Consider the following 26,230-nt stretch of genomic DNA (forward strand, 5'->3'; position numbering starts at 1 on the left):
ATCAGCGCCGCGCGGCGTCGCGTTCGCGTTCCCATTGCGCCGCCATGTCGCGCGCCATCTCCTTGAGAACGGGCGCATAAGCCGCCGCCGCGGCGGCGAGGTGACCCGCCATGCGCGAAGTCGCGCGGACATCGTCGCCGAGACGCCGTCCATAGTCGGGATCGCTGCCCGTGACCTCGCCCAAAGTTGCGTCGGGCGGGATGGAAGCTGCCGATGAGTCGGGATCGACGTGCGCGATGGCCTGGGCAAGCGGGCCGATGTTGGTGCGCATCAGCGCGTCGACCAGCACGGTCACGGTCTCGGCCATGTGGTCGGTTTCGACCGGATCGGTCAGCGCTTCGGCCGCGTCGCGCACATCGGCGGCCTGCGCCGGCACCGGTGCGGCGAGGGCAAGCAGGGGGAGGGCAGCGAGAGTCCAGCGGGTCATCGGCATCTTCCTTTCGGGAAGGGAGCGGGGTCGGTGAAAACGCGGTGATTAGGGATAGCAGGCTTTCGCTGGGCTGAACATGGCCGGGGGTTGCGGTGAGGCGATGGGGTGATGCGGCAAATCGTCGCCCCCGCGCAGGCGGGGGCCGCTGTCGGCCTTACTCTGCGCCGCTGCGTAAACCGATTGCGGCCCCCGCCTTCGCGGGGGCGACGGATTCTACTCCGCCGCCACCACCGCGATGTCGGCGTCGCTGAGCGGATGCGTCAGGCGGCCGACCATTTCCTTCGGGCAGACCTGCCAGAACTGGCCGAGCCAGCGGTCCCAGTCGGCGAGGATTTCGCTCGACCATTTGCTGCCCGTCGACTTGGCATGATCCTCGACCAGCGCCTTGAGCACGCCTTCCCAATGGCTGCTTTCGACCCGTTGCCACTGGATCGATTCGGGATTGGCACGGCGTTCGAAGCTGGCTTCGGCATCGAGCACGAAGGCCATGCCGCCGGTCATGCCGGCGCCGAAGTTCGACCCCACGCTGCCCAGGATCACCGCCACGCCGCCGGTCATATATTCGAGGCCGTTGGCGCCGCAGCCCTCGACGACGACGTTGGCGCCCGAGTTGCGCACCGCGAAACGCTCGCCCGCCTGGCCCGCGGCGAGCAGGGTGCCCGCGGTCGCGCCGTAGAGGACGGTGTTGCCGACGATCGTGTTGTGCCGGCTGACCAGCGGGCTCGACACGGTCGGGCGCACGACGATGCGGCCGCCCGACAGGCCCTTGCCGACATAGTCGTTGGCGTCGCCGAACACTTCGAGCGTGATGCCGCTGCACAGGAAGGCGCCCAAGGACTGGTCGGCGGTGCCGCGCAGACGGACCTGGACATGATCGTCGGCGAGCCCCTTCATCCCGAAGCGTGCGGTGACCTCGGCCGACAGGCGCGTGCCGACGGCGCGGTGGGTGTTGCGGACGTTATAGGTGAGCTGCATCCGCTCGCCGCGCTCGAACAGAGGCTTGGCGTCGTTCAATATCTGCGCGTCGAGGCTGTCGGGCACCGGGTTGCGGAAATGCGGTCCCTGCGAACGGCGCTGCTCGTCGGGGGCGTCGACCTTGGCGAGGATCGGGTTGAGGTCGAGGTCGTCGAGATGTTCGGCGCCGCGGCTGACCTGACGCAGCAGTTCGGTGCGGCCGATCACCTCGTCGAGGCTGCGGCAGCCGAGCTTGGCAAGGATTTCGCGCACCTCCTCGGCGATGAAGGTCATCAGGTTGATGACCTTCTCGGGATTGCCGGTGAACTTCTGGCGCAGCTTTTCGTCCTGCGTGCAGACGCCGACGGGGCAGGTGTTGCTGTGGCACTGGCGCACCATGATGCAGCCCATGGCGACCAGGCTCAAAGTGCCGATGCCATATTCCTCGGCGCCGAGGATCGCGGCGATGACGATGTCGCGGCCGGTCTTGAGCCCGCCGTCGGTGCGCAGCCGGATGCGGTGGCGCAGCCCGTTGAGGGTGAGTACCTGATTGACCTCGGACAGGCCCATTTCCCAAGGCGTACCGGCATATTTGACGCTGGTCTGGGGCGAGGCGCCGGTGCCGCCGGTGTTGCCCGAGACGAGGATGACGTCGGCATGCGCCTTCGCGACCCCCGCCGCGACGGTGCCGATGCCCGCCGAGCTGACGAGCTTCACGCAGACACGCGCCTTGGGGTTGATCTGCTTGAGGTCGTAGATGAGCTGCGCCAGATCCTCGATCGAATAGATGTCGTGGTGCGGCGGCGGGCTGATCAGCATTACGCCCGGCGTCGAATGCCGCAGCCGCGCGATGAATTCGGTGACCTTGAAGCCCGGAAGCTGGCCGCCCTCGCCGGGCTTGGCGCCCTGCGCGACCTTGATCTCGATCTCGTCGCAGGCGCCGAGATATTCGGCGGTGACGCCGAAGCGGCCGCTCGCGATCTGCTTGATGTTGCTGTTGGCATTGTCGCCATTGGCATAGGGCTGATAGCGTTCGGCGGCTTCGCCGCCTTCGCCCGACACCGCCTTGGCGCCGATCCGGTTCATCGCGATGGCGAGCGTCTCGTGCGCCTCGGGCGACAGCGCGCCGAGCGACATGCCGGGGGTGACGAAACGCTTGCGGATCTCGGTGATCGCCTCGACGCTGTCGAGCGCGACGCCCTGCGCCGGATAGTTGAATTCTAGCAGGTCGCGCAGATAGACCGGCGGCAGGTCGGCGACGCCGCGCGCGAACTGCAGATAGGTCGAGTAACTGTCGGTCGCGACCGCGGTCTGCAAGAGGTGCATCAGCTGCGCCGAATAGGCGTGGGTCTCGCCGCCCGCGCGCTGGCGATAGAAGCCGCCGACGGGCAGGGTGGTCACGCGGCTGTCGAAGGCGGCCTCGTGCTTCTCGGTCGCGTTGATGAACAGCGACTGATAGCCCTCGCCCGAAATCTTCGCCGGCATGCCGGGGAAGAGGTCGTTGACGAGCGCGCGGCTGAGCCCGACGGCCTCGAAATTATAGCCGCCGCGATAGGAGGAGATCACCGCGATCCCCATCTTCGCCATGATCTTCAGCAGGCCGTCGTCGATCGCCTTGCGGAAGCGCGCCCGGCAATCGTCGAGCGACAGCTCGCCGCCGAACAGCCCGCGCGCGTGGCGGTCGGCGATCGCGGCTTCGGAGAGATAGGCCTGGACGGTGGTCGCGCCGACCCCGATCAGCACCGCGAAGGCATGGGTGTCGAGCACCTCGGCCGAGCGGACGTTGATAGAGGCGTAGCTGCGCAGCCCCTTGCGCACGAGATGCGTGTGGACCGCGGCGGCGGCGAGCACCATCGCGACGCCGACGCGGTTTTCTCCGATCCTTTCGTCGGACAGGAACAGCTCGCTGCGTCCCGCGCGCACGGCATCCTCGGCCTCCTTGCGGATGCGAGCGATCGCCTCGCGCAGCGTCGCGGCATTGCCGCCGCATGGGAAAGGTGCAGTCGATATCGGCGACCGCGTCGCCGAAATAGGCACGCAGCCGGTCCCAGTCGTCGCCCACCAACACCGGCGAGTCGATGACGAGGACGTGGTCGCTCTGCCCTCTTTCGTCGAGGATGTTGGCGAGGTTGGCGAAGCGCGTCTTGAGGCTCATCACATGCCGTTCGCGCAGGCTGTCGATCGGCGGGTTTGTGACCTGGCTGAAATTCTGGCGGAAGAATTGCGCGACATGGCGCGGCTTGTCGGAGATGACCGCGAGCGGCGTGTCGTCGCCCATCGAGCCGACGGCTTCCTTGGCATCCTCGACCATGGGGGAGAGGATGAGCTCCATATCCTCCATCGTCAGGCCGGCGGCAACCTGGCGGCGCAGCAGTTCGGCGCGGTCGAAGACGGGCAGGGTCGATCTGCCGCCCCTGGGCAGGTCGGCCATGGTGCGGAAACCCTTGACCCGCGCGGCATAGTCGTGCGCGCCCGCGATCCTGTCCTTGATCGCGCGATCCTCGTAGAGCGTGCCCTCGTCGAGATCGACCGCGATCATCTGGCCGGGGCCGAGGCGGCCCTTCTTGCGGATGCTCGCCTCGGGCAGCAGCACCATGCCGCTTTCGGAGCCGACGACGAGCAGATTGTCGGCGGTCAGCGTATAGCGCAGCGGGCGCAGCGCGTTGCGGTCCATGCCGGCGACCGCCCAGCGCCCGTCGGTCATCGCGAGCGCGGCGGGGCCGTCCCACGGCTCCATGACGCTGGCGAGATAATTGTACATCGCCTTGTGCGCCGGCGGCATGTCGTCCTCGTTGGCCCAGGCCTCCGGCACGAGGATCAGCTTCGACGTCGGCGCGTCGCGGCCGGCGCGGCACAGGGTTTCGAACACGGCGTCGAGCGCGGCGGTGTCCGACGCGCTTGGCCGGGATCACCGGCTTGATGTCCTCGCTATGCTCGCCGAAGGCGAGGCTGGCCATCTTGATCTCGTGGCTCTTCATCCAGTTCTTGTTGCCGCGGATCGTGTTGATCTCGCCATTGTGGGCGAGGCAGCGGAAGGGCTGGGCCAGCCACCATTGCGGGAAGGTGTTGGTGGAATAACGCTGGTGGAAGATCGCGACCCGGCTCTCGAACAATTTGTTCGTGAGGTCGGGATAGAAATCGGCGAGGCTTTCCGCGAGGAACAGCCCCTTGTAGATGATCGAGCGCGCCGACAGGCTGCAGATATAGAAATCGGCGATCTGTGCCGCGACGACCTTTTTCTCGATCCGGCGGCGGACGAGATAGAGGCGCTTTTCGAACTCGGCGAGCGACTGTTCTTCGGGCAGCGGCCCGGCGATCATGATCTGTTCGATCTCGGGGCGCGTGCGCTGCGCCTTGTCGCCGATCACCGAGACGTCGACCGGCACCTGGCGCCAGCCGTAGATGGTGTAGCCCGCGTCGATGATCTCGGACTCGACGATCGTGCGGCAATGTTCCTGCGCATCGAGGTCGGTGCGCGGCAGGAAGACCATGCCGACCGCGAGGCGGTTCGGGCGCACCTTGTGCCCCGATGCGGCGATCGCATCGTCGAAGAAACGCACCGGCAGGTCGACATGGATTCCCGCCCCGTCCCCGGTCTTGCCGTCGGCATCGACCGCGCCGCGGTGCCACACCGCGCGCAGCGCCTCGATCGCCGCCTCGACCACGCGGCGCGAGGCCTTGCCGTCGGTCGCGGCGACCATGCCGACGCCGCAGGCATCGGATTCGAGGTCCGGACGGTACATGCCCTCGGTTTCGAGGCGCGCATGTTCGGGGGTGGGGTAATGGGTCACCTCAGCTTCTTTCCGCTTTGTCATCGTCCGCGTCGATATATTTGCCGATCACCCCTTCGACGATGGCGTCAATGCGCGCATCGCCCTCGGGGTCGGGTTCGTTCGACCATGCAGCCGCAATGGCGAGCAGCCTGGGGTTCAGCGCGCGGATCTTGCGGCCCGCCGACGTCGCCAACATGGCGCGCAGATCGGCTTCGCGCTGCTTGGTCATGGTGCGCACGACACCGGTGACGGCCGCTCCCTGAAGCGAATTGCGCAGATCGTCGGGCGTGACGCGGGCCTCGGGGTTCTTGATCATCGTGTCGATCATGCCGGAGAAATCGACACCGGTCGCGATCTGGTCGATCAGCCATCGCCCCGTGTCGCTGCGATAGAATAGCAGCATCTGGCGCATTTCGGCATCGGTCAGCGAGCCGGCATAAACGGCGCCGAGCCGGTTCCAGAGGTCCGGCAGGCTGGCGATCACCTGCTTTTCGATTTCCGGCCGCATGGCGGCGAGAAGTTCTTGCGTCACGCCCGGAAAATCGGCTTCGAGCGCGGCAAAATCGGGGTTCCCGGCAAAGGTCGCCGGCATCGTTTCGTCAAACAGCTTGGTGGTCTGCACCCGCGTGATCTCTTCGCTGTTCAGCAGCGTTGCGATCTCGACGCCCAGCGCCAGCGATTCGGGCGAAACCGCGACGCTGCTCTGCGCGGCGGCCTCGGCAGCAGGCAAGGTCAAACCCGCGCGGCAGGGCCAGCGCCAATAGTCCGCCCGCGATGAATATCTTTGCGTGGGTCATGTCATGGGCTCGTGTTGGGGGCAGGCGTCTCATTCGGCGGGGTTGGGCAGGCCGAGCTTCTTGCGGGCCTTGGCGGCGGCCTCGGCCTCGGCCTCATAGGCGGCGGCGGTCGCGTCGCTGACCGCGGCCTCCAGTGCCTCGACCTTTTCGCGGTCGGCGTCGGACCAGTTGCTGCGGTCGTAGCCGGCATCGAAGCCGTCCATCGTCGCGTCGGCCGCCGCCGCTGCCGCATCGGCGGCCGCGTCCCCCGCGCTCCAGTCGTCGCTGCCCGAATAGTCTTCGGCCGAATTGTAGAGGTCGCGCTGTTCCTTGAGCACCTGAACGTCGACCTTCATCAGGCCGGCGAGCCTGGTCAGCTCGGCGTCGCTGAGGTCGGTGAGCTGCTTTTCCTTCGGCAGGTCGTCCTTGAACTTGTTTTCGAGCTCGGGCGCGCGGTCGATCCATTTGTCGGCCATCGGCGGCACCGACTTGATGATCGCCAGGATCACCTCGGGATCGGCCTGCAGCGCCATCCATTCGCTCGCATAGGCGCTGCCCGCCGGGGTCGCGAAAAAGCCGTTCATCTGGGTCAGCTGGTCGGCGCTGAACTTGCGCGCGAAGGCGTTCGCCATGCCGTCGCGCATCGGCGCCTCCAGATCGCGCAGCACTTCGCTGACGATCGGCTTGACGTTCGTCATGATCTGCTCTTCGCGCGCCTTGCGGTGCGGGTCGAAAATGTCGGCGATCGCCTCCTTGCTCGGCGCGTCGAGCGCCGCGATCTTGTCGCTTTCGACGCCGGTCTTGTACGAGAGCATGAGGTCGGACATGCCGCCCAGTTCGCCGACCAGGCCGCGGAACAGCTTGCCATAGAGATTGTCCATCATCTTTTCGAGGCTGCCCGGTGGGACGAGCGCGCCCGTCGTCTGTTGCGCGAGCGCGAGCTGCGCCGGGGCGATCGCGGGCAACTTGTCGGTGCCGAAGATCTTTTCGACCGTCTTGATCGCTTCGTCGATCTCCTTCTGCATCTTCGCCTTGGCCTGGGCCCTGCCTTCGGGCGACGCGGGATCGACATAATCCGGTTCCGTCATTTCGACCGGGATGACTTCCGCGGCGGGGGCCTCTTTCGGCGCGGCATGCAAGGGCGATGACGCGAGCGTGGCGGTGCCGACGAACAGAAGCAGTTTGAACTTGGTCATGGTCATTCGCCCTTCCTGGCGCTGTCGAAGATGAGGCTGGGTTCGAGTTTCAGATAGGCGTCGTGGCTAGGCGAGCGCGGCATAGCGCGGCCTGGCGCGGTCGCAGGCCAGCGGCGGCTCGGCGCTGATGACGGTGACCGTCATCGAATATTTGCGCGTCATTTCCTCGGTGGAGACGCGGTCGCTGAAGCGGTCGAGCGTGTGGCAGACGATGCCGACCACCGCCGAGTTGAGGTCGGGACTGGCCAGCGCCTGGTTGACCGCCGTGATCGCCCTGGTGCCGAGCGCCTGTTCCTCCGCCGTGAAGGCGCGGCCGCCGTCGGCGGCGCAGGCGGCCCATTCGGACGCGGCGCGGCTGGGTTTGCCTGGCAACGCAGTTGATCGTCTTGAGCGCGGCGGGATCGGCGGCGAGCGCGGTCGCGGCCTTGGCGTCGGCGATCGACAGCGTGCCGATCAGGCGGCCGGTGACGCGCAGCTTGTAGGGAGCGCGGATCGGGGCGCCGAACGCGGCGACGGCGGTGCTGGTGTCGGTGTCGGCCCAGCCCTTGAGCTCGGGATCGTCCTTCAGGATCGAGCCGATATGATCTTTGAGCGTGAGGTTCGCGAGATATTCGGGATAGGCATCAATGCTCTGGCCATCGGTATAGGCCGCGACATAGGCGTCATACACCTGCTGCGCCGTTTCCTGTGCCATCGCGGGCGTGCCCTGCGCGAGGGATGCCAGACAGGCAAGGGTCAAAAATCGCAACGTCATTCGGGTCGCCTTTCTTGGGCCCGGGACGCCGGTCCCGGGCAGGTGCGACCCCCATCCGACGCTATCGGATTGCGGAGCGATTGCAATGGTCCGAAACGCATCATCAGGCGGCCTGGCGGTCACCGGCGGCCTTCGCCCTCAGCCAGCGCTGCATCTGATCGCTGACGTCGCGGCCGTCGCGGATGCCCCACACGACCAGGCTGGCGCCGCGCACGATGTCGCCCGCGGCGAACACGCCGGGCAGGCTGGTCATCATCGTCTGATGATCGACGCGCAAGGTGCCCCAGCGGGTGACGCTGAGATCGGGGGCGCCGAACAGGTGCGGCAGTTCCTCGGGGTCGAAGCCCAGCGCCTTGATGACCATATCGGCGGGCAGGTCGAACTGGCGGCCCGGATCGGGTTCGGGGCTGCGGCGGCCGCTGGCGTCGGGCGCGCCGAGGCGCATGCCCGCCACCGCGACCTCTTTCACATGGCGGTCGGCGGTGAAGCTTTCGGGAGCGGAGAGCCAGACGAATTCGACGCCTTCCTCCTCGGCATTGGCGACCTCGCGCTGCGAGCCGGGCATATTGGCGCGGTCGCGGCGATAGAGGCATTTGACCGACTTCGCGCCTTGGCGCACGGCGGTGCGGACGCAGTCCATCGCGGTGTCGCCGCCGCCGACGACGACGACATGCTTGCCCTTCGCATCGAGGCGGCCGTCGTCGAACGCCGCGACGTCGTCGCCGAAACCCTTGCGGTTCGAGGCGATCAGATAGTCGAGCGCGGCGATCACCCCTTCGGCCTCGTTGCCGGGCACCGCAATCTCGCGCGCCTTGTAGACGCCGGTCGCGATCAGGATCGCGTCGTGCCGCTGCCGCAGCTCGTCGAGCGTCGCGTCGGCGCCCACCTCGAAGCCGAGGTGGAAATGGATGCCGTCGGCTGCGAGCCGCTCGACGCGGCGCATCACGACGTCCTTCTCGAGCTTGAAGCCGGGGATGCCGTAGGTGAGAAGGCCGCCCGCCCGGTCGTGCCGGTCATAGACATGCACCTCGTGCCCCGCGACGCGCAGGTATTCGGCGGCGGTGAGGCCCGCGGGCCCCGCGCCGATGATGCCGACCGACTGACCGGTGGGCTTGCCGGGAAACACGGGTTCGACCCAGCCCTCTGCCCAGGCGGTGTCGGTGATATATTTTTCGACGCTGCCGATCGTCACCGCGCCGTGGCCCGAAAATTCGATCACGCAATTGCCTTCGCAGAGGCGGTCCTGCGGGCAGATGCGGCCGCAGATCTCGGGCATGGTCGAGGTCGCGTTGCTGAGTTCATACGCCTCGCGCAGCCGCCCCTCGGCGGTCAGGCGCAGCCAGTCGGGGATGTGATTGTGCAGCGGGCAATGCACCGAGCAATAGGGCACGCCGCACTGCGAGCAGCGCGCGGCCTGCGCGTCGGCCTGCGGGGCTGCATAACGTTCCGCAATCTCGCGGAAATCGCGCGCGCGTTCCTCGGCGCTGCGCTTTTCGGGGTAGGATTGTCCGTGCCCCACAAATTGGAGCATGCGATCGGCAGCCATGCTATTTTCCCTTCGTTGCGAGGCGAATGCATGGCCAAAGCGCCGATGTCACGAAAGAAATGTGCAATAGGACAGTATTTTTGTCCTAAAACGGATGCCATTGGCAAGCGGAAAAGTCTCGCGCGCAACTATCTTTCATTAATGGTACCAGTTCGGTCCTATCTGGCCGCGAGCCACAGCAATGCCGCAGCGCCGACGATGATTCGGTACCAGGCGAAAGGCGTGAAGCCATAGCGCGTGACGACCGCGAGGAAGGCCTTGATCACCGCCCAGGCGACGACGAACGAGACGAAGGCGCCGACCGCGATCAACCCGAGGTCGTTGGACGAGATCGCGTCGCGATGCTTGAAGAGTTGCAGCGCGGTCGCGCCGGTCAGCGTCGGGAGCGCGAGGAAGAAGCTGAACTCGGCCGCGGTCTTGCGGTCCACCCCGAGCGACATCGCGCCGAGGATCGTGGCGCCCGAACGGCTGACGCCGGGGATCATCGCGATGCACTGGACGAGGCCGATCAGGATCGACTGGCGCGCCGACAGATTGGCGACCCCGCCGCTTTCCCTGGGTTTGGCATAACGTTCGACGAGCAGGATCGCGAAGCCGCCGATAATCAGCGCCCAGGCGACGACGACGGCATTTTCGAGCAGCAGCTCGATATAGTCGCCGAACGCGAGGCCAAGGAGAACCGCCGGGAAAAAGGCGAGCAGCAGGTTGCGCACGAACGCGATCGCTTGCGGGTCGCGGCGGAACAGGCCGGTGAACATCTCCCAGAAAAGCTTGCGGTACAAAACCACGATCGCGAGGATCGCCCCCGGCTGGATCGCGATGTTGAAGATCGCCCAGCGCGCCGCGTCATAGCCGAGCAATTCGGTCGCGAGGATCAGGTGACCGGTCGACGAGACCGGCAGGAATTCGGTCAACCCCTCGACGATGCCGAGGATGATGGCGGTGATGATCTCGTTCATGAAGGTCCTGCGACTGGCTGCCGATATGCCGATATGCGGCGAGGGCGCCCGGTCGGTGCCGGACGCCCCCGTCCCGCCCCTGCCCCTAAGGGGCGGGGCGCGGCTTGGCCAGCCGCTATTTGAACCGCGCGTCGCAGGCCTTCAGCACATTGGCCGAGCGGGCCGAGGTCGAGCGCCTGTTCGATCAGCTTCTTCGGATTGGAGGCGAGGCTCATGTCCGGGAGCGCGGTGCCGCCCCGCAATTTCGCCTCGACCGCCTTGGCCATCGCGCCCTCCTCGCCTTCGAGCGCGCCCATCAGGCCGACGTTGAACCCGCAGGCGGCGACCGCCTGGCCGTCGTCGGCGGGCAGGGTCACGGCGGTGGTCGCCGCGGCCTTCGGATATTCCTTGACGCACGCCTCGGTCAGCGGGCCGACCGCGCCCGACGAGATCGCCCATTCGACCTTGCCGACCATGGCATTCTGCGCCGCCGCGATGCCGCCGTCCTGTGCCGCCGCGGCGATCAGGAAATAGGAGGATTGCGGGTTCATCAGCACATTCTTCTGCAGCGCGGCCAGGTCGCCCGACCCGTCGCGGAATGCCGAGGCGACCGCGACCGCGGCGCAGGCCGCGGGCTTTTCCTTGGGATCGCCGGGCAGTTCGGGGAGCGCTTCGGGATCGCCGAGCGCATAGGCGGCCTTGCACTGGTTGAGCGTGCCGAGCCAGTTGCCGCCCTTCAGCGTGCCCTCGATATCGCCGAGCAGCGCCTTGCCCTTTTCATCGTCGAGCCCGGTCGCGCCGAAAAAGCCGGTCTTGTCGACGACGGTCTGGAGCAGGTCCTGGCGCCTTTTCTCCTCGGCGGCGCCCTTGCCGCTGCCGGCCGCGGCAAAGGCCACCGCCGCGCGGCCGCACAAGGTCGCGCGTTCGGCCGCATCCTTCGGCAATCCATGCAAATCGGCCGGCGTATTGTCGCAGCCCGCCAGCACCATCGCCACCGTCAGCAGCGCGGTCATCCCCCCATATTTCATCGCACACCCCCGCAAAGCAGAAGCGACCCCGTCCCCAGACTAGCAGCTTTTGCGGCCCGCGCCAGAGGAAGGCGGGGGCGGGGGCTCAGCGGGCGGCGAGTTCGGCGAAGCGGCCGTGGCGGCGATACTGCACCAGCCAGCCGTCGGCGACCGACGCGAGCGAACAGGGCGTAATGCCGAGGTCGGCAAGCCCCGCCGCGCCCGAAGCGACGACATTGTCGCGTTGCAGCATCAGCCACTGATCCCGGGTGATCGGGGCGCCCGGCGCCCAGCCGAAACCGGTGGCGAGCGCCGCCGCAACGGCATCGGGCACATCGACGAACAGGCGCTTGCGGCCGGTGGCGTCCGCGATCCAGCGCTGCAATTCGCCCATCGTCAGAATTTGCGGCCCGCCGAGTTCGAAACGGCTGCCCGGCGCGGCGCCGAGCGCCGCCAACACCGCCGCGGCGACGTCGCCGACATAGACCGGCTGGAGCTTTGTCGCGCCCGCGATCACCGGGACGACCGGCGACAGGCGGATCATCGCGGCAAAGCGGTTGATGAACTTGTCCTCGCGGCCGAAGACGATCGAGGGGCGCAGGATCACCGCGGCGGGGAAGGCGCCGCGCACCGCAGCCTCGGCGTCGCCCTTGCTGCGGCCATAGGCGGAAGCGGCGTCGCTGTCGGCGCCGATCGCCGAGACATGGACCAGCGTCGCGACGCCGGCGGCCGCGGCGGCCGCTGCGATATGGCTCGGCGCCCGCCGCGTGGACGGCCTGCATGTCGTCGAAACTGCCGACGAGGTTGATCGCCGCGTCGCTGCCCCGGATCGCGCGCGCGACGCCGGCGGCATCGCGCACGTCAGCGGCGACGAACTGCGTCTGGCCGAGCCCGCCGAGCGGCTTCAGGAACAGCGCCCGGCGCGGTTCGCGTTCGGCGACGCGCACCCGCGCGCCGCGCGCGAGCAGCTTCTGCACGACATAGCGGCCGATGAAGCCGCTGCCGCCGAAGACCGTGATCAATTGTCCGTCGAGATTTCGCATCGCATCAGCCCGTGGTGATTCTGTCCCGGCACCGTCCGCCGTCGCGCTCCCCATGCCGCGAAGCGCCGGTGCGGGCAAGGGGCGAGCGGCCCGTGCGGGCCGAAAAGCGCGACTTTGCGATAAAATGCATGCGCGGGCGCGCAGCGCGGTTGACAAGCCAAGGCGCGCGCCGCTAAGCGCCCGCTCCTACCCCGTGCCCAGATGGCGGAATTGGTAGACGCACCAGCTTCAGGTGCTGGCGATCGCAAGGTCGTGGAGGTTCGAGTCCTCTTCTGGGCACCATTTACCCTAGGGCATTGAAGGCTCTGGATAATGTTGGAAAATAAGGGATTTTCACAATCGCCTAGTACAATTGTGCTAGGAGACGATGACATGTGCAACTATCGGCACAAGGCCCCCAACGGGGTCTATTACTTCCGCAGAGCCATCCCTGAACACCTGCACCCGTTCTTCGGCGGCAAGCGGGAAATGAAATTCACGTTACGCACAAAGGACCGGGACGCGGCCAAGCGGTTGATCCTCGATCAATGGGCGAGTTGGTCTCAGGCCCGCTTGGACAAAGCGCAGGCCTCGTTCGACGCAGCGGCGCAACCTCCGACAGCCCCCAAGTCTCAGGCTCTTTTAGACCGCGAGCGGGCGCGTTGGGAATGGGATGAGGAACAAGCCGACTTGGCTTCTGAGGCTGCTCAAAACGCCGATGAAGAGGCCGAGGAACTCGCGCCGATCATGGATGCCCTTGAGGCTGGGCAGGTGCCTGACGCGGCTCCTCAGCATGTCGCCCGTGCTGCCCAACTGGCCATTGCCAATGTAAGACAGATATATGGCGCGGAGTTGGAGCGCGAGGCGAACAAACGCAATGCGCCGGGAGCGGCTGTAGTAGCTGAAAAGGCCGTCGTTGCGCCCAAGGGTAACGGGATTTTCCTAGATACCGACATTGTTGATGGCTGGGCGACTGAGCGCAGCCCTTCGGCCAAGGGGCGAGCCGCATATGAAAGTTCCGCCAGATTGTTCAACTCGATCATGGGCAGGAAGTCCGCCGAACTCATCAGTAAGGCAGACGTGCAGGCATACAAGCAAAGCCTGATAGCTGATGCCAGCCGGTCGCAGGTCAATGTGCGTAACCAGTTAGCGTATCTGCGCACGCTGCTCGGTTGGGCGGCACAGAACGACGTCATTGAAACCGATCCCACAAAGGATGTTCGCATCTGGGTGACCGAGAAAAGGGAAGACCGGTCAGACTGGGACATCGACGATCTAGCCAAACTGTTTTCTGGTCCAGTCCATTCAAAAGGTGAACGGTCGAAGGGTTGCGGCGGCGAGGCAGCATATTGGCTACCATTGCTGGCCCTGTTTATGGGTGCGCGCAGAGAGGAGCTTGGGCAGTTGCGTGTCAGTGACGTGCGTCAGTCCGTATATCTAGATGACGCTGAACAGCCTCAGCAGGCATGGTGCATGGACATCACCGATCGCCCTGATGCGGAAGGGGCATTGGTCAACAAGATAAAAAACGCTGCGAGCCGTCGCCTAATTCCTCTGCATCCCAAGCTGATCGAACTTGGTTTCGTCGCCTATGTGCAGGGCCTCTCCAACCAGCAAGGTAGGGTGTTTCCTGACTTGAAGCCGATTGGAGTTGGGCAGTCGCTGACCGACAAATGGGGGCAATGGTTCACCCGGTATAAGCGCTCTCTCGGTATCTCTGACAACACTAAAGTCTTTCACTCGTTCCGCCACACTTGGAAAACGCAAGCTACGAATGCGGGAATTTCTGAACGTTTGTGCCGAGAAATTCAGGGGCATAGAGGAAAGGACGCGGCGGACAAATATGGGTCCAAGCCTTCGATGGCGACCCTTGTTGCGGCCATTGCGAGCTATCGCATACCGGGGCTGAAAATCTAGCGCGCCTGAAATGCTCATTTGCAGGCCGTAGAGTGCCTGTCGGTCATTCTGGCCCGTTTCTTCGTCTCGCGGTGCAATGGCGCTGTCCGGCGAGCGCAGGCGAAATTGGACTACATTCCCGCGTCGATGAAGATGGCGGAGGCGGGGCAGTTCAACGCAGCGGCGATCTTGAGGATATTCAGGACGCTGACATTGCGCTCGCCCCGCTCGATCTTACCCATGTGGGAGCGGTCAATTTCGGCTGCGTCGGCCAGCGCCTCTTGCGACAGGCCCGCGCCCTTCCGTCGATTGCGGATAGCCTGACCCAACAGGGCCAATTGACCTTGATCGTCTCGATGCCCCGCTACCCTGACCACAAGGCGACGGTCGGGGTTTCATTATTCTATGACCACGGTATTTACGACCCAATTGCTCAAGGCGTGCCGCCATGTTAGCGTCGCGCCAACGGGGAGGGGACTATGCCAAGCCTGTCTATTGAACGTACCTCTATGCCGAGAGTGGCGGGAGCCAGTTCAAGCGGCCCCCGTTTATTCATGCGTTATGCCGTAGCCCTTAGCCTAATCGGTACGCTCGCTCCGCTCGAAGCATCAGCTCAGGAGCTTGCGGTACCGGCTGCTCACGAAGACGTAGGCGGTAAGTTGACTGCTGAGCGAGCAACAACGGTTGTCACGACAGGAGAAACGATTACCTCCGCCGACCTTATCGGTATGGCCCCAAATGAGGTATTCGGAAGTCGGGGCCTGTTGCCTAAGCGGGTAACCCGCGAGGACGCGAAGCCTAAGCCGACTGCTGCCGGGATCATACTGCGGAGGGTGTCAGGTAATATAACCCCCGGCAGTTCTGAGGCGACAATGGACGCCACCCAGCCCGGCGATGCCTTGTACATCAATCAGATGGCTGAGCGCGAAGAGGCGGCGCGGCTCGCCGATGATGGTCCGTTCTATCAGACACTAATCGCGGCCATCGACAGAGGCCCTTGGGGATCAATCATTCTTGTGCTTGGTGTAGGGCTGTTCGGTTACTTCACCGTGCGACGACCGCTGCGTCAGTTCCGAATGGGGCAACACCTGACACGGATGACAAACATTATCGAAGCTATGGAGCGCACTCGTCATGCCATGCCGATCGGAGCAGGCGGTGGTATCGACAGCTTGCCAGTTGATGCTCAGCGGAGAGCCGATGCTGTATTCGACAAGGGTCTGGGATTTTTACGGAGCTATCCTCGTCATGAGGTTACCCGTGAGCTGGTCAAGAATGCTCGGCTTGCCGATGCCATGGGCCGTTCAACGCGGGTACTGGCCATCAACCGATTGATCGAAAGCTTATCTCAGTCCGGGGTGGCATTGGGACTTGATGATTTTGCCAAGTCCTATGCTTGATGCGAGTATCCATCAATGAGCCTAGGCTTGCCATCGGCTGGCCTATCCAATCCCTAGGTTTTCAGGAGCATATCATTCCGCTGCTAGCATCATCAGTGCCTTGCCATTCCATTACCAAGGGCGAACCTATCATGGCTGGGTTTACCCGGTTTCCTTCGGTCAGATAGATACAGAAATATGGTTTCCTCTAGTGTGCACCAATTACAATAGGCATCTCATTGATGCCGCTGGGAATTGAACCATAAGGTCGTATTCAATGACAATCTGACAACATACGGATGAGGTGCGCGCACTTGCTATCAGATATTGTTGCGCCGCGCTTTGAAATAGCAGCCGCAGAGTGCGGCTTGCTCATTCCCATTACAGACGACCAAGCGCCTTGTGCAAATTCCCGAGATGCCACTTACCGCCCGCTGGGCTGGCAACGCCTTGCTCGTTGAGCGCGGCGATCATCTGGCGCAACGTCATTCCCCCTGCCTTCAATTCTCGCAGGATAGGTGCAACCGGCGCTAGCCGTTCCGCTGCCTCTGCCTTGTTGCGGGCGGCTTGTATCTTGCCATGCTTCCCGAGTTCCTGACCGCGCTCCTTTGCAGCGGCAAGGGCCGCCTTGGTCCGCTGGGAAATCAACCCGGCCTCAAGTTCAGCGACAGCCGCCATCTGCGTAATGATGAAGCGCCCCATGGGTCCCGCTACTTGCGGCATATCGGCGAATGCAACGTCGGCGCCGCTGTCGATCAGGGTCAACAAGAACCGCGTATTGCGCGCAAGCCGGTCGAGCTTGGCGACAATGAGCAGAGCCTTCGTCCGCTTGGCCTCTGCCAATGCGCCGACCAGTTCGGGGCGCCTAGCCAAGGCGTTGCTGCCTTTGCCAGTCTCTACCTCCACATATTCGCGGGTCAGTTCAAGTCCGTTGGCGGCGATGTATCTGGCGACGGCTTCCCGCTGCGCGTCCAATCCCAGCCCGCTCTTGCCCTGCCGGTCGGTCGATACCCGCAGGTATGCGACTGCCTTGGTATGTCGATGATCGTTCATAGATGCCTTGTCCTGTTCATGCCTATACGTTCGTTTACCAATGAACAATGAGTTTGGCAAGCATTGCTGAGGGCTATCGCAAGAGGGCGTGGCGACGAGGGCGAGGGCGAGGGCGAGCGGGCAGGGGCATGGGGGCAGAGAAGAGGCGATACTCGTAGGACCTGCCTCTCGTAAAAATAGCAAATTCTGACCGTCGAGTGCCAATCGGTAAAAATAACGTCCTGAGGGAAGCCGAAGATATCCTAGGACAAATGAATACCCGCGAGTGCAAGGGACGCCTCTTCGACGTGCTCCATAATCACGTTGAGGAAGTGTTCTCCATCCGGATATGCCTCATATATCATATCCTTCTGTCCTGCGTGTACTATGGCGCAGCGAAGGAAGTATATAAGCGCGGCTCCTGATTTAGATTGAGAGTTTGCTAGATCATGCTCGGACAATTTTCTGAACAGAGCAATCGCCAGCCTATTTGTCGTTCTTAAATTGTGAGCGGCACTCCAAATCATTTCGAAGTAAGGCTTTTTTATTTCCGACAAGAGAAGGAACTGTGCCAGTTCGGACTTGAGCTTTTTCGTTGCACTTTCCAGTGCGGCTTTCGGTTGCGCATCGAACTCCGCTAAGAGACTTTCTTTTAGTTCCCTCAAAAACCGAGCTTCCATAGACCGGTAAAGCTCCAGAAATCTAAACTTAACAGGCATGGCTTCAAAAGAGCCTTGCAGACATTTTATGACTGGGCGAGACAATTGCTTATCGTCTGCTTCTGTCAAATCAATCGAACCGTATTGACCTGCCAAAACACTATGGCCAAAGATAGGTGGACGTACTGCGTATAAGACTTCACATATCTTGGATAAGTCGGCGGCATCGCCTATTGATACCAAGCAGTCTCCGTCAACTATTTTTGAAAATTCTTGCTCTTCAACTGCTGCTATGCTCCTCACAAAAGCGATCTCAAGTGCGGTTGGTAGTCCTATCAGTTGCCCCTTCGGGAAGCAGAACGCTTCGCCGATCTCGTTGCCTTGTCGGGACAAGAGCCAATACAGGGGAATGCTGACGTTAGATTTGCTAGAGCATTGTACGCTTTTAGTTATGCCATGAGTGGCCAGAAGGGCGGCTTCCCTGCTAGCGTCGGGGCCTAACGTAAAACCCGCAATGTCCAATGGCCGGTCGGGGTCAATATCGTCCGGACTGCCTAGGCCAATTAGATCCAGTAAGTTCATTTTACATCATCGTAGCAGATTGGGTCCAGCATTCGGTCATAGAGCTAGTTCCGCTCTGCATTATATATTCACGTACTGCCCTAAACACGAATTCTCGAGTTGCCTCGCCGACATTGCTTCTACGGGTATCAATGCTGCGCCGAAGTGCATCAAAAGAGTTCACTCCCATCGGGTCATCTGGGTCAGCCTTGGCTTCCTCTAGCAGGCTCGTCATAGCCGGTTGTACGCGATCCCGCAGCTGCTCGTTCTTATATGCAAAGCCGACAGCCGCCGCAAAGCCGAGAACTACCGTGTCATTCCCGAGGAAGCGATTATTGCCCTCTCCGAGTATTTTATCCAATGCAAGCAACCAGGTAACGAACTCTCTAAAATTGTCGCGGTGATTGGCTCCGTCGCCGCTCTGCAGGTCAACGCCTAGCGTCTCCAATGCTTCATCTACTATCAGTGTCTCAACAACCATGTTGCTAACATCAACATTTGGGTTGCGCTGAAGCCAAGCCTGGAATGCTTGAGCAAGAGTTGAGAGATGGAACTGGCCTGGTTTAACTCTGCGTTTATGATCCTTAATTGTTATTATTTCTATCCCAGGCAAATCTTTAAGATCGTCAGCTAATCCGCGAGAGAGAATGTCGATTTGATGTTTCATCGACATGGGCTTCTGACCAGCATTCAACAGAAGCATCCGATAAGCCAGCGAATAAAAAGGGATGCCAACCCAAATTTCTAATCGCAAAGACCGTGCGAGAAACGCCGCTTTTGCCGCTCCTTCAAGTTCAGATAAAGTTTGGCGAAGCGCATTGGTACGCTGAAGTCCATCCACGATATCAATGTCAGCAGGGGTTGCTGCGTCTATGGCTGCAGTCAACAAAAGCAAGTCGTCTCTTGATGCTTCAATAAAGCCTTGTTCTTTACTGTAGCGCTCGGTAGGCGTGAGGTCTACGTCCCTAACGGCTAGAACGATTGTTGGAAGTATACATCCCATTTTGAGGTCTGCACGAAGGGTTCTGTACGGCTTCGTGCCTTTAATTACGTCACGCTGGATCGCAAGGTTGGCTTCCGAACCCTGTGTTTTGGCCAAATACCAGTCATAGTCAGCACGGGCGTTGATCATAAAGCAAGCAATGCGTTGGTCATAATCTAAGCCGAGAACTTCCAGCTTCATTTTGTGCGTCCTACTCGATGTTTTGAGTTCGCTATCGTCGGGCGGGATATGCGGCTAGTCAATGGGGTTGTCTCGCAGGCCGTCGAAGTTTGGCGGTCTACCGTGGCCGAACCTGGGAGATCGCATAAACCGGTGCTTAGCATAATCCCACAGGGTGTGTGTTCCAAAATCCTCGGATTTTCAGCGTTCTTAGTAAGGCCAAATGAAATCCAGTCCTTTCCCGCTAAGGTGCTTTCTCCGACGGCTTCATCATCATGCTATGGCTGAGGTTCGATGCCCAAACAGGGACCCACATCGACGGAAAACCTTTGATTTTCCTAGTACAACGGGCTAGTACAGCCGGGCTAGGCATTTAGAAAACTTCTCTTGTTTTCCAAGGCTTAATGGATTGCCCGCCAAATCCTCTTCTGGGCACCATTTGTTCTTCCGGGGGCGTCCGAGAACGTCCGAAAAACGGGAGATTTCAGCCATTTTTTGTGCTATAGCCGTCCGGTCAAATCCGGGCGGATACGGCACCAATCAGGAACAAATAGGGTATCCCGAAGGGTATCGTTTTCGCCTTTTCGAAAAGGCGATACCCCTATGAGCACCCTCTTTACCACGACCATTGCCAACGCGAAACCCCGCGAGCGACCTTACAAGATGTTCGATGGCGGCGGTTTGCACCTCTTCGTCAAGCCGAACGGCTCGAAGCTCTGGCGCCTGAACTACAGCTGGCTTGGCAAACAGAAGACGCAGTCGCTTGGACAATGGCCGGACCTCGGTCTCGCGGATGCAAGGGCGAAGCGTGACGAGGCACGGCGCCTGCTGGCGCTGGGGGTCGACCCGTCGCATCAGCGGAAGGTCGATCTCGCGAAAGCCCGCGTTGAAGAGGATAACAGCTTTAAATCGGTTGCGCTCGAATGGATCGGCAAGAATGAGCGTGAGGGCATGGCCGAGATCACGCTGAGCAAGATCCGTTGGCTGCTCGACAAGGCCTATCCGAAAATCGGTACGCGTCCGATCGCCAAGATCACCGCCCACGAGGTGCTCGTCGTGCTCCGGTCGGTCGAGGCGACCGGACGCTATGAAAGCGCCCGGCGGATGCGCAGTGTCCTCGGTCGGGTGTTCCGCTACGCTGTCGCCACGACGCGGGCCGAGCGTGATCCCACGAGTGATCTGCGCGGCGCTCTCACCGTGCCCAAGCCCAAGCATCTCGCGGCGATCACGACAGCGACCCGCGCCGGCGAACTGATGCGCGCGATCGACGGCTATACCGGCCACGCGATCACCCTGTTCGGGCTTCGGCTGTCGGCACATTTGTTCGTTCGTCCAGGCGAACTGCGGCAGGCCGAATGGAGCGAGTTCGACTTCGACCGGTCGGTCTGGAACATTCCCGCGGAGAAGATGAAGATGCGGCGCGCGCACCGGGTACCGCTCTCCACGCAGGTGGTCGGGATGTTCGAGCAGCTTTGGGACCTGACCGGCACCGGCCGCTACTGTTTTCCGTCCTTTCGGACCGACCGCCAGCCTATGTCGGAGAACACCGTGAACGCCGCGCTACGCGCGCTCGGCTTCGGCCAGGAGGAGATGACCGCTCATGGCTTCCGCGCCATGGCGGCGACGCTGCTCAACGAGAGCGGGCGGTTCAATCCCGACGCCATCGAGCGCCAACTTGCGCATATGGAGAATGATGGTGTGCGGCGTGCCTATACCCGCGGCGAATATTGGGATGAACGCGTCACGATGATGCAGTTCTGGTCGGACGAGCTCGACCGGCTACGCACCGGTGCCAAACTGCTCAAACCCAATTTTGGAGGGCGGCGAGCGGCGTCTGGCTGACGGGCATCACTCGGGCCGTCTGCCGCTCAGCCGAAATCTCCCGATAGGCAGATAGCGCTGTTAGGCGGGGGCGAATGCCGGTCCGAGCTTAAGCGGACCAACCCTGCAAGCTTCCGGAGCGGCGGCAGGTCACCGCTCCGTGTATCGGCGCCACGCGCTCAGGCCTCGACGAATGCCAGCAGGTCGGCATTGAGCACGTCGGCATTCACCGTGAGCATGCCGTGGGAGAAGCCCGGATAGACTTTGAGGGTCGCGTTCGGCAGGATTTCGGCCTGCAGCACACCCGCATTCTGGTAGGGTACGACCTGGTCGTCGTCGCCGTGCAATACGAGCGCCGGAACCGAGATCGCCTTGAGATCGTCGGTCTGGTCGGTTTCGGAGAAGGCCTTGATGCCTTCATAATGCGCCTTGGCGCTTCCCATTATGCCCTGGCGCCACCAATTGTCGATGACCGCTTCATCGACCTTCGCACCGGGGCGGTTGAAGCCGTAGAAGGGACCCGCTGCGACCTCGCGGAAGAAGCTGGCGCGATTGGCGGCAAGACCGGCACGGAAGCCGTCGAACACCTCGACCGGCAGTCCGCCGGGGTAGCGGTCGGTCTTCAGCATGATCGGCGGCACCGCACTGACCAGCACCGCCTTGGCGACGCGGCCCTGCGGGATGCCGTGGCGGGCGACATAGGCCGCGACCTCGCCGCCGCCGGTGGAGTGGCCGATATGCACGGCGTTGCGGAGGTCGAGATGCTCGGCGACCGCTGCGGCGTCGGCGGCATAATGCGCCATGTCATGGCCTTCGCTCACCTGTTCCGACCGGCCGTGGCCGCGGCGATCGTGCGCGACGACGCGGTAGCCATTTGCAAGGAAGAAAAGCATCTGCGCGTCCCAATCGTCCGACGACAGCGGCCACCCATGATGGAAGACGATCGGCTGGGCATCCTTCGGGCCCCAGTCCTTGTAGAAAATCTGCGTTCCGTCCTGCGTGCTCACAAAGCCCATGATTTATTTCCTCTCATGCAAGGGTGTTGTCGGTTCGATTTCGTTTCAATGGGCCACGACGGGCCCGACATCGGTCATTGCTCGACGGTGTCGCGCGGGCGACCCGATCGTTCTTCGACAAAATGGACCGGCGCACCCGGCAGGGGTCATCAGGTCGGGGCGCCGATCCAGTTTTGCGTCGGCTCGAGGCAGGGAGGGGGAGCCGACATCGCCACCGCGGGAGAAAGAGGGTAGCGATGCGGGAGCTTTTCGCATCAACTGCCATGACGCGAAAGCGAGCTTGCGATAGCGGCATGTTAGCGTCCTTTCGCCGGTTGACCGATCGAACAGGACGATATCGGCCTGCACCGGATTCGGCAAAGAAGGAGTTGCGGGCGTTCCCAGACCCGATCACGGTTCCGCAGCCTGTTCGCCTGCTCCGACTTGCCGTTTGGCGGTTTCCGTGTCGATGAACTGAAGCTGATGCACGATTTGCCCGTCGCGCCAGGTGCAAATCGACGCGAAGGATGTTTCGAAGGGCAGGCCGGACAAGGTGCCGGTAATGCGGGCGACCGAACAACTCTTGTCGCCTTCGGCATTGGTGAAGAACTCGATATAGGGGTCGGAATGGACGACCGCGTCCGGACAGGCGGCGCAGAGTGCGCGGGCCTTCTCGACATGGTCGCGCTTCCCGTGACTGGAGGCCTCGCCTGCCGTCTGGACCTCGAGATCGTCGGCGAGGAAAGAGGCATATCGCTCCCATTGTCGGCCATTCCAGGCCGCGTCGATCGCGTGCATATTTTCCAGAGCAGTGCTCGACAGGACCATGGCAATTCCGGTTATGAGGCTTTGCTGCGACGATGAGGTGCAACGCCTTCGTCGAACTCCCCGCGCAGGACTGAAGGACGCGGGAGATCCTGGCCAGTGACGACGGCGCGGTAACATGTGACTTGATATTGGGCAGCCGGCGTCTCGCGAACGGGCTCTAGCCGACCGGCGTTGGTTCATCGACCAAGGCGCAATGGGCGCGATCCGGGCGGGAGAGGAGGAGCTTACGCCGCGCGATCGGCCCATTGCTTCCGCTCGGCAGGACCGGCGGCGGCGCCACTCTGGGCTATCGGCGGCGAGGGCGGCAGAGTCGCCGGGATAGTGGTCCGTTAGTCGATCGGCGAAGACGTCAGGTATATGACGATGTCAGAGCGCCGCCCGCCCCGGTCTCGGCGCGAGAATCTGTCTCCGGGTCTCGGCGATTGCGGTCGACCAGGCACGAGCTCCTTGCCGCATTGCCATCGCGGCCGCCTTGTCGAGGCTCTCGATGACGATAGCGCTCGAGGCGCCGGAGAGATGCTCCACGATTGCATGCTGACGAAGCAATTCCGCGGTGCACCATGTCTCGTGGTTCGTGTCCGAAGCACGATAGGCATCCAGCAATGCGCCCGCTTCGCGTAGACGACCAAGTCGGGCAAGCACGGTCGCGAGTACGCCGGTGAACCACGGAACAAACTGGCCGAAATTGCTGATGTTGCAAAGGTTGATTCCCCGGCGAAGAAGGTCTTCGGCAAGGCCCAGATTACGATGGCGGGCAAGACCGATGCCTTCCATACCGCGCGCGACGCCAAGATGACTGTCGAGCGAGATCGGTCTCCGCGAGACTTGCGAGTTCCGCCAGCGACACGCTTGCGGCCGCCTCTTCCTGCCGCGTCAGCAGGCGAGCCGCCTGACGCCACATCAACGTCTCGCACAGTGGCAGAACGCGACCCGTGGCGCGCGCGTAGAGCACCGCCTCCTCGGGCGAGCCCCATGTGCAGTACGGATTCCGGTCGTGCAACAGCGTGATGCGCCGATCGAGCGCCGCCGGCACATGCGGGTTCGTCGCAATCGCCTTGTCGAGCAGCGCTTCGGCGTCGGGCGTACCGTCCCTGAAGGCGTGGAGCGCGAGCCAGTAGCGTATCTCGGTCCGTGGTTCCTTGCGGCAGCTGCGGGTGATCCTGCGCGAGGCCGCCCAATGTCCTTCGGCCGCCTCCCACGCCATGAGCAGGATCCGCGTATTGTTGCGGTCGTCATTGTCCATTCGCAAGGCCCGGCGGGCATGGATCAGCGCCTCTTTCCGGTTCGACCGATGGCAATCATACCAGAGTAGCCGGGCGAGATGGTTCAGGGCGCGCACATGCGCGTCGCGATCATAGGCGGCAATCGTCTCCGGGTCAGCATGTCCGGTCCCGCCGGCCATCGCGGCCCCGATCCGGACCGCCTCGCGCAGCAGCGCCGCGGCCTCGGCCGGGACCGTGCAGGTTGCGGCCAGCACCACATAGGCGTCGATGGCATCGGGATGGTCGGCGAGGATCGCGCGCGCAAGGGGCGCGGCGCTCTCCGGCTCATCGGAGTCGAGGCGATCCCACGCCTCGTTCACCGCCATCTCATAGTCGATCAATGACCTGTCTCCATCGCGCCGGTGGCCCCGCGCCGGTCCGGCCGGGGCATGTCCTCGTCCGATATGTCTTGCGGCGTGACGCGTCGAGAGTCGGGGGTGAAAAATAGTCCGGAGCGACCAGGTGCGCCGCGGCACCAGGGTGCGGCCGGGCTCTACGCCTCCCGCGGGCGCGAGGCGCCGGGCCGCTGTGCGTCCCGGCCTTCGGTCACGATCCCTGGCGCCGGCCTTGCGGCCGTACGTTGCCCGCGCGTGCCGCGCGGCGGTTCGTTGTCGGGCCTTCCCGCCGTCGTGGCGGTGGGCGGCGCGCCCTTCTGGGCGCGGCCCGGCGCCGTGCAAGCCGGCCCTTCGGGCCCGGCTTCTCCTCTTCGTTCCGGTCCTCCGGATGCGCGCCGCCTCCTGGCCGCGCCCGGCAGGTCGCAACTCGCCGCCCACCCCCACTCCGGGGAGGCCCATGGGGTTTTCGGGCGTGTGAGGAGGACAGCCATGCGCCAGACCGGCAAGCGCCGCGCAGCCCGCGAGGGCAGGGGGGAGCCCCGCGCCGATCTCTATGAAGAGGTCACCCGCCGCATCATTTCCGAGCTCGAAGCAGGGCGCTTCCCTTGGGTGCAGCCTTGGGGACGCGGCGAAGGCGAGGGCGCTGTCGCGCCCGGGCTGCCGCGCAATGCGCTGACCGGCCGTCCCTACAGCGGCGTCAATATTCTCATCCTCTGGGGCGCGGTGATCGACCACGGCTGGCCGTCGCAAACATGGCTCACCTTCCGGCAGGCGCTTGCAGCGGGCGGCAGCGTTCGCAAGGGCGAGCGCGGCACCGCCGTCGTCTACGCCGACAGCTTCACCCCCGAGGCCGAGAAGGAACGCGCGCGCGAGGCGGGCGAGGACGCCAAGGCCATTCCCTTCCTCAAGCGCTTCACCCTGTTCAACGTCGCACAGTGCGAGGGGCTTGGCGAAGGTCTCGCGGCCGACCCCGCGCCGCTTCCAGAACGCGAGATCGTGCCGCTCGCCGAGGCGGTCATCGCCGCATCGGGGGTCGATTTCCGGATCGGCGGCGACAAGGCATTTTATGTGCCCGCGCACGACTTCGTGGGGGTGCCGCCGCAACCCGCCTTCTTCGAGCAGATCAACTATTACCGCACCGCCCTGCACGAACTGACCCACGCGACCGGCCATGTCTCGCGGCTCGACCGCAAACTCATGAACGGCCTCGGCGGCAAACATTATGCGCGCGAGGAACTCGTCGCCGAAATGGGCAGCGCCTTCCTGTGCGCCGCGCTCGGCATCGTGCCGACCGTCCGCCACGCCGACTATCTCGCGCATTGGCTCGAGCTTCTGAACGAGGATAGCCGCGCGATCTTCCGCGCCGCGAGCCACGCGAGCAAGGCCGCCGACTGGATATTGGCTCGCCATGCGGATGCGTACAACGAGGGGAGGGTAGCGGCATGATCCTGCTCCCGCCCGAGCTTCGCGCGGCGCTCCGCGCCAATGCCGCCGCGCATCGGCGCGCCGTCGAAAGCGGCAAAGCCGAACCCGACCCACTGCCCGTCGTCAAATATTTCTCGCCGATCGGCGCGGCGACGTGGATCGCGACCGAGCTCGACGCTGACGGCGACACGCTCTTCGGGCTCGCCGATCTCGGTTTCGGCTGCCCCGAACTCGGCGTCTTTTCGCTCCGCGAAATTGCGGGCGTCCGGCTTCCCTTCGGCCTTGCCATTGAGCGCGACGAACATTTCATGCCGCTGCGTCCGCTGTCGGTCTGGGCCGACACCGCGCGGCGTCTCGGTTCGATCATCGTCGCCGAAAGCGAACTGCGCCGCAGCGCCAACGAGCTTCCGCCTTCGGGTGGATGACGCGCGGCGCGTTCCGCCGCAATCGAAGCCGGTCCGCCCAAATCGCGAAATCCC

The 26,230-nt window shown here is 63.4% G+C and carries 20 protein-coding genes, 1 tRNA gene and 2 pseudogenes; 6 read left to right on the top strand and 17 right to left on the bottom strand.

Annotation, left to right across the window (positions count from 1 at the left end; translation table 11 throughout):
• Position 1: 1 nt before the first annotated feature.
• From N0A20_RS02260 to N0A20_RS02300, 9 genes and pseudogenes are all read right to left on the bottom strand, one after another.
• The gene (locus N0A20_RS02260) at positions 2-427 is read right to left on the bottom strand and encodes a hypothetical protein (RefSeq protein ID WP_260582409.1); all 426 of its coding nucleotides are present in this window, start codon (positions 425-427) and stop codon (positions 2-4) included.
• A gap of 216 nt (positions 428-643) precedes the next feature.
• Positions 644-5,199 (bottom strand): annotated as a pseudogene (gene gltB / locus N0A20_RS02265) (glutamate synthase large subunit).
• Positions 5,177-5,887: a DUF2059 domain-containing protein gene (locus tag N0A20_RS02270; RefSeq protein WP_260582410.1), complete on the bottom strand. Its 711-nt coding sequence runs from the start codon at positions 5,885-5,887 to the stop codon at positions 5,177-5,179. Before N0A20_RS02270 ends, gltB begins: the two are co-directional and overlap by 23 nt.
• A 96-nt stretch (positions 5,888-5,983) precedes the next feature.
• Complete coding sequence (locus N0A20_RS02275) at positions 5,984-7,129, bottom strand: DUF2059 domain-containing protein (RefSeq protein ID WP_260582411.1); 1,146 nt, start codon at positions 7,127-7,129, stop codon at positions 5,984-5,986.
• A gap of 66 nt (positions 7,130-7,195) precedes the next feature.
• Positions 7,196-7,501, bottom strand: coding sequence for a hypothetical protein (locus N0A20_RS02280; protein WP_260582412.1), 306 nt, complete (start codon positions 7,499-7,501; stop codon positions 7,196-7,198).
• A 485-nt stretch (positions 7,502-7,986) separates the two neighbouring features.
• On the bottom strand, positions 7,987-9,429 hold the full coding sequence (locus tag N0A20_RS02285) for an NAD(P)-dependent oxidoreductase (protein ID WP_260582413.1): 1,443 nt from the start codon (positions 9,427-9,429) through the stop codon (positions 7,987-7,989).
• Between the two features lie 158 nt (positions 9,430-9,587).
• A complete protein-coding gene (locus N0A20_RS02290; protein ID WP_260582414.1) occupies positions 9,588-10,388 on the bottom strand; it encodes an undecaprenyl-diphosphate phosphatase in 801 nt (266 codons plus the stop codon).
• Entirely contained in the window at positions 10,385-11,380 is a 996-nt protein-coding gene (locus N0A20_RS02295) for a hypothetical protein (protein ID WP_260582415.1), read from the bottom strand. The genes N0A20_RS02290 and N0A20_RS02295 overlap by 4 nt, the downstream gene beginning before the upstream one ends.
• Before the next feature lie 100 nt (positions 11,381-11,480).
• Positions 11,481-12,417 (bottom strand): annotated as a pseudogene (locus N0A20_RS02300) (complex I NDUFA9 subunit family protein).
• A 195-nt stretch (positions 12,418-12,612) separates the two neighbouring features.
• Here N0A20_RS02300 and N0A20_RS02305 point away from each other — a divergent pair.
• Positions 12,613-12,699, top strand: a tRNA-Leu gene (locus N0A20_RS02305).
• 90 nt (positions 12,700-12,789) lie between these two features.
• A complete protein-coding gene (locus N0A20_RS02310) occupies positions 12,790-14,313 on the top strand; it encodes a site-specific integrase (protein ID WP_260582416.1) in 1,524 nt (507 codons plus the stop codon).
• A gap of 110 nt (positions 14,314-14,423) precedes the next feature.
• Here N0A20_RS02310 and N0A20_RS02315 read toward each other — a convergent pair whose 3' ends face one another.
• Positions 14,424-14,630 carry a helix-turn-helix domain-containing protein gene (locus tag N0A20_RS02315; protein ID WP_260582417.1) on the bottom strand — a complete coding sequence of 69 codons (207 nt, stop codon included), beginning with the start codon at positions 14,628-14,630 and terminating at the stop codon, positions 14,424-14,426.
• 534 nt (positions 14,631-15,164) lie between these two features.
• On the opposite strand from N0A20_RS02315, the gene N0A20_RS02320 reads away from it, so the two are divergent.
• Complete coding sequence (locus N0A20_RS02320; RefSeq protein WP_260582418.1) at positions 15,165-15,692, top strand: hypothetical protein; 528 nt, start codon at positions 15,165-15,167, stop codon at positions 15,690-15,692.
• Positions 15,693-16,052: 360 nt separating this feature from the next.
• On the opposite strand, the gene N0A20_RS02325 is transcribed toward N0A20_RS02320, so the two are convergent.
• From N0A20_RS02325 to N0A20_RS02335, 3 genes are all read right to left on the bottom strand, one after another.
• Positions 16,053-16,724: a recombinase family protein gene (locus tag N0A20_RS02325; RefSeq protein WP_260582419.1), complete on the bottom strand. Its 672-nt coding sequence runs from the start codon at positions 16,722-16,724 to the stop codon at positions 16,053-16,055.
• Between the two features lie 242 nt (positions 16,725-16,966).
• The gene (locus N0A20_RS02330) at positions 16,967-17,944 is read right to left on the bottom strand and encodes a hypothetical protein (RefSeq protein WP_260582420.1); all 978 of its coding nucleotides are present in this window, start codon (positions 17,942-17,944) and stop codon (positions 16,967-16,969) included.
• 1 nt (position 17,945) lies between these two features.
• Positions 17,946-19,106, bottom strand: a complete 1,161-nt coding sequence (locus N0A20_RS02335; protein WP_260582421.1) for a hypothetical protein — start codon at positions 19,104-19,106, stop codon at positions 17,946-17,948.
• 582 nt (positions 19,107-19,688) lie between these two features.
• Here N0A20_RS02335 and N0A20_RS02340 point away from each other — a divergent pair.
• Positions 19,689-20,927: a phage integrase central domain-containing protein gene (locus N0A20_RS02340; protein WP_260582423.1), complete on the top strand. Its 1,239-nt coding sequence runs from the start codon at positions 19,689-19,691 to the stop codon at positions 20,925-20,927.
• Positions 20,928-21,085: 158 nt separating this feature from the next.
• Here N0A20_RS02340 and N0A20_RS02345 read toward each other — a convergent pair whose 3' ends face one another.
• From N0A20_RS02345 to N0A20_RS02360, 4 genes are all read right to left on the bottom strand, one after another.
• On the bottom strand, positions 21,086-21,922 hold the full coding sequence (locus N0A20_RS02345) for an alpha/beta fold hydrolase (RefSeq protein ID WP_260582424.1): 837 nt from the start codon (positions 21,920-21,922) through the stop codon (positions 21,086-21,088).
• A 390-nt stretch (positions 21,923-22,312) separates the two neighbouring features.
• Positions 22,313-22,729, bottom strand: a complete 417-nt coding sequence (locus tag N0A20_RS02350) for an ester cyclase (protein ID WP_260582425.1) — start codon at positions 22,727-22,729, stop codon at positions 22,313-22,315.
• 366 nt (positions 22,730-23,095) lie between these two features.
• On the bottom strand, positions 23,096-23,503 hold the full coding sequence (locus N0A20_RS02355; protein WP_260582426.1) for a hypothetical protein: 408 nt from the start codon (positions 23,501-23,503) through the stop codon (positions 23,096-23,098).
• The gene (locus N0A20_RS02360; protein WP_260582427.1) at positions 23,472-24,332 is read right to left on the bottom strand and encodes a hypothetical protein; all 861 of its coding nucleotides are present in this window, start codon (positions 24,330-24,332) and stop codon (positions 23,472-23,474) included. The genes N0A20_RS02355 and N0A20_RS02360 overlap by 32 nt, the downstream gene beginning before the upstream one ends.
• Before the next feature lie 483 nt (positions 24,333-24,815).
• On the opposite strand from N0A20_RS02360, the gene N0A20_RS02365 reads away from it, so the two are divergent.
• Positions 24,816-25,772, top strand: coding sequence for an ArdC family protein (locus N0A20_RS02365; RefSeq protein WP_260582429.1), 957 nt, complete (start codon positions 24,816-24,818; stop codon positions 25,770-25,772).
• Entirely contained in the window at positions 25,769-26,176 is a 408-nt protein-coding gene (locus tag N0A20_RS02370) for a DUF2958 domain-containing protein (protein WP_260582430.1), read from the top strand. The genes N0A20_RS02365 and N0A20_RS02370 overlap by 4 nt, the downstream gene beginning before the upstream one ends.
• Positions 26,177-26,230 lie beyond the last annotated feature (54 nt).

The sequence above is a fragment of the Sphingopyxis sp. PET50 genome, assembly GCF_025244705.1.
GTDB lineage: Bacteria > Pseudomonadota > Alphaproteobacteria > Sphingomonadales > Sphingomonadaceae > Sphingopyxis.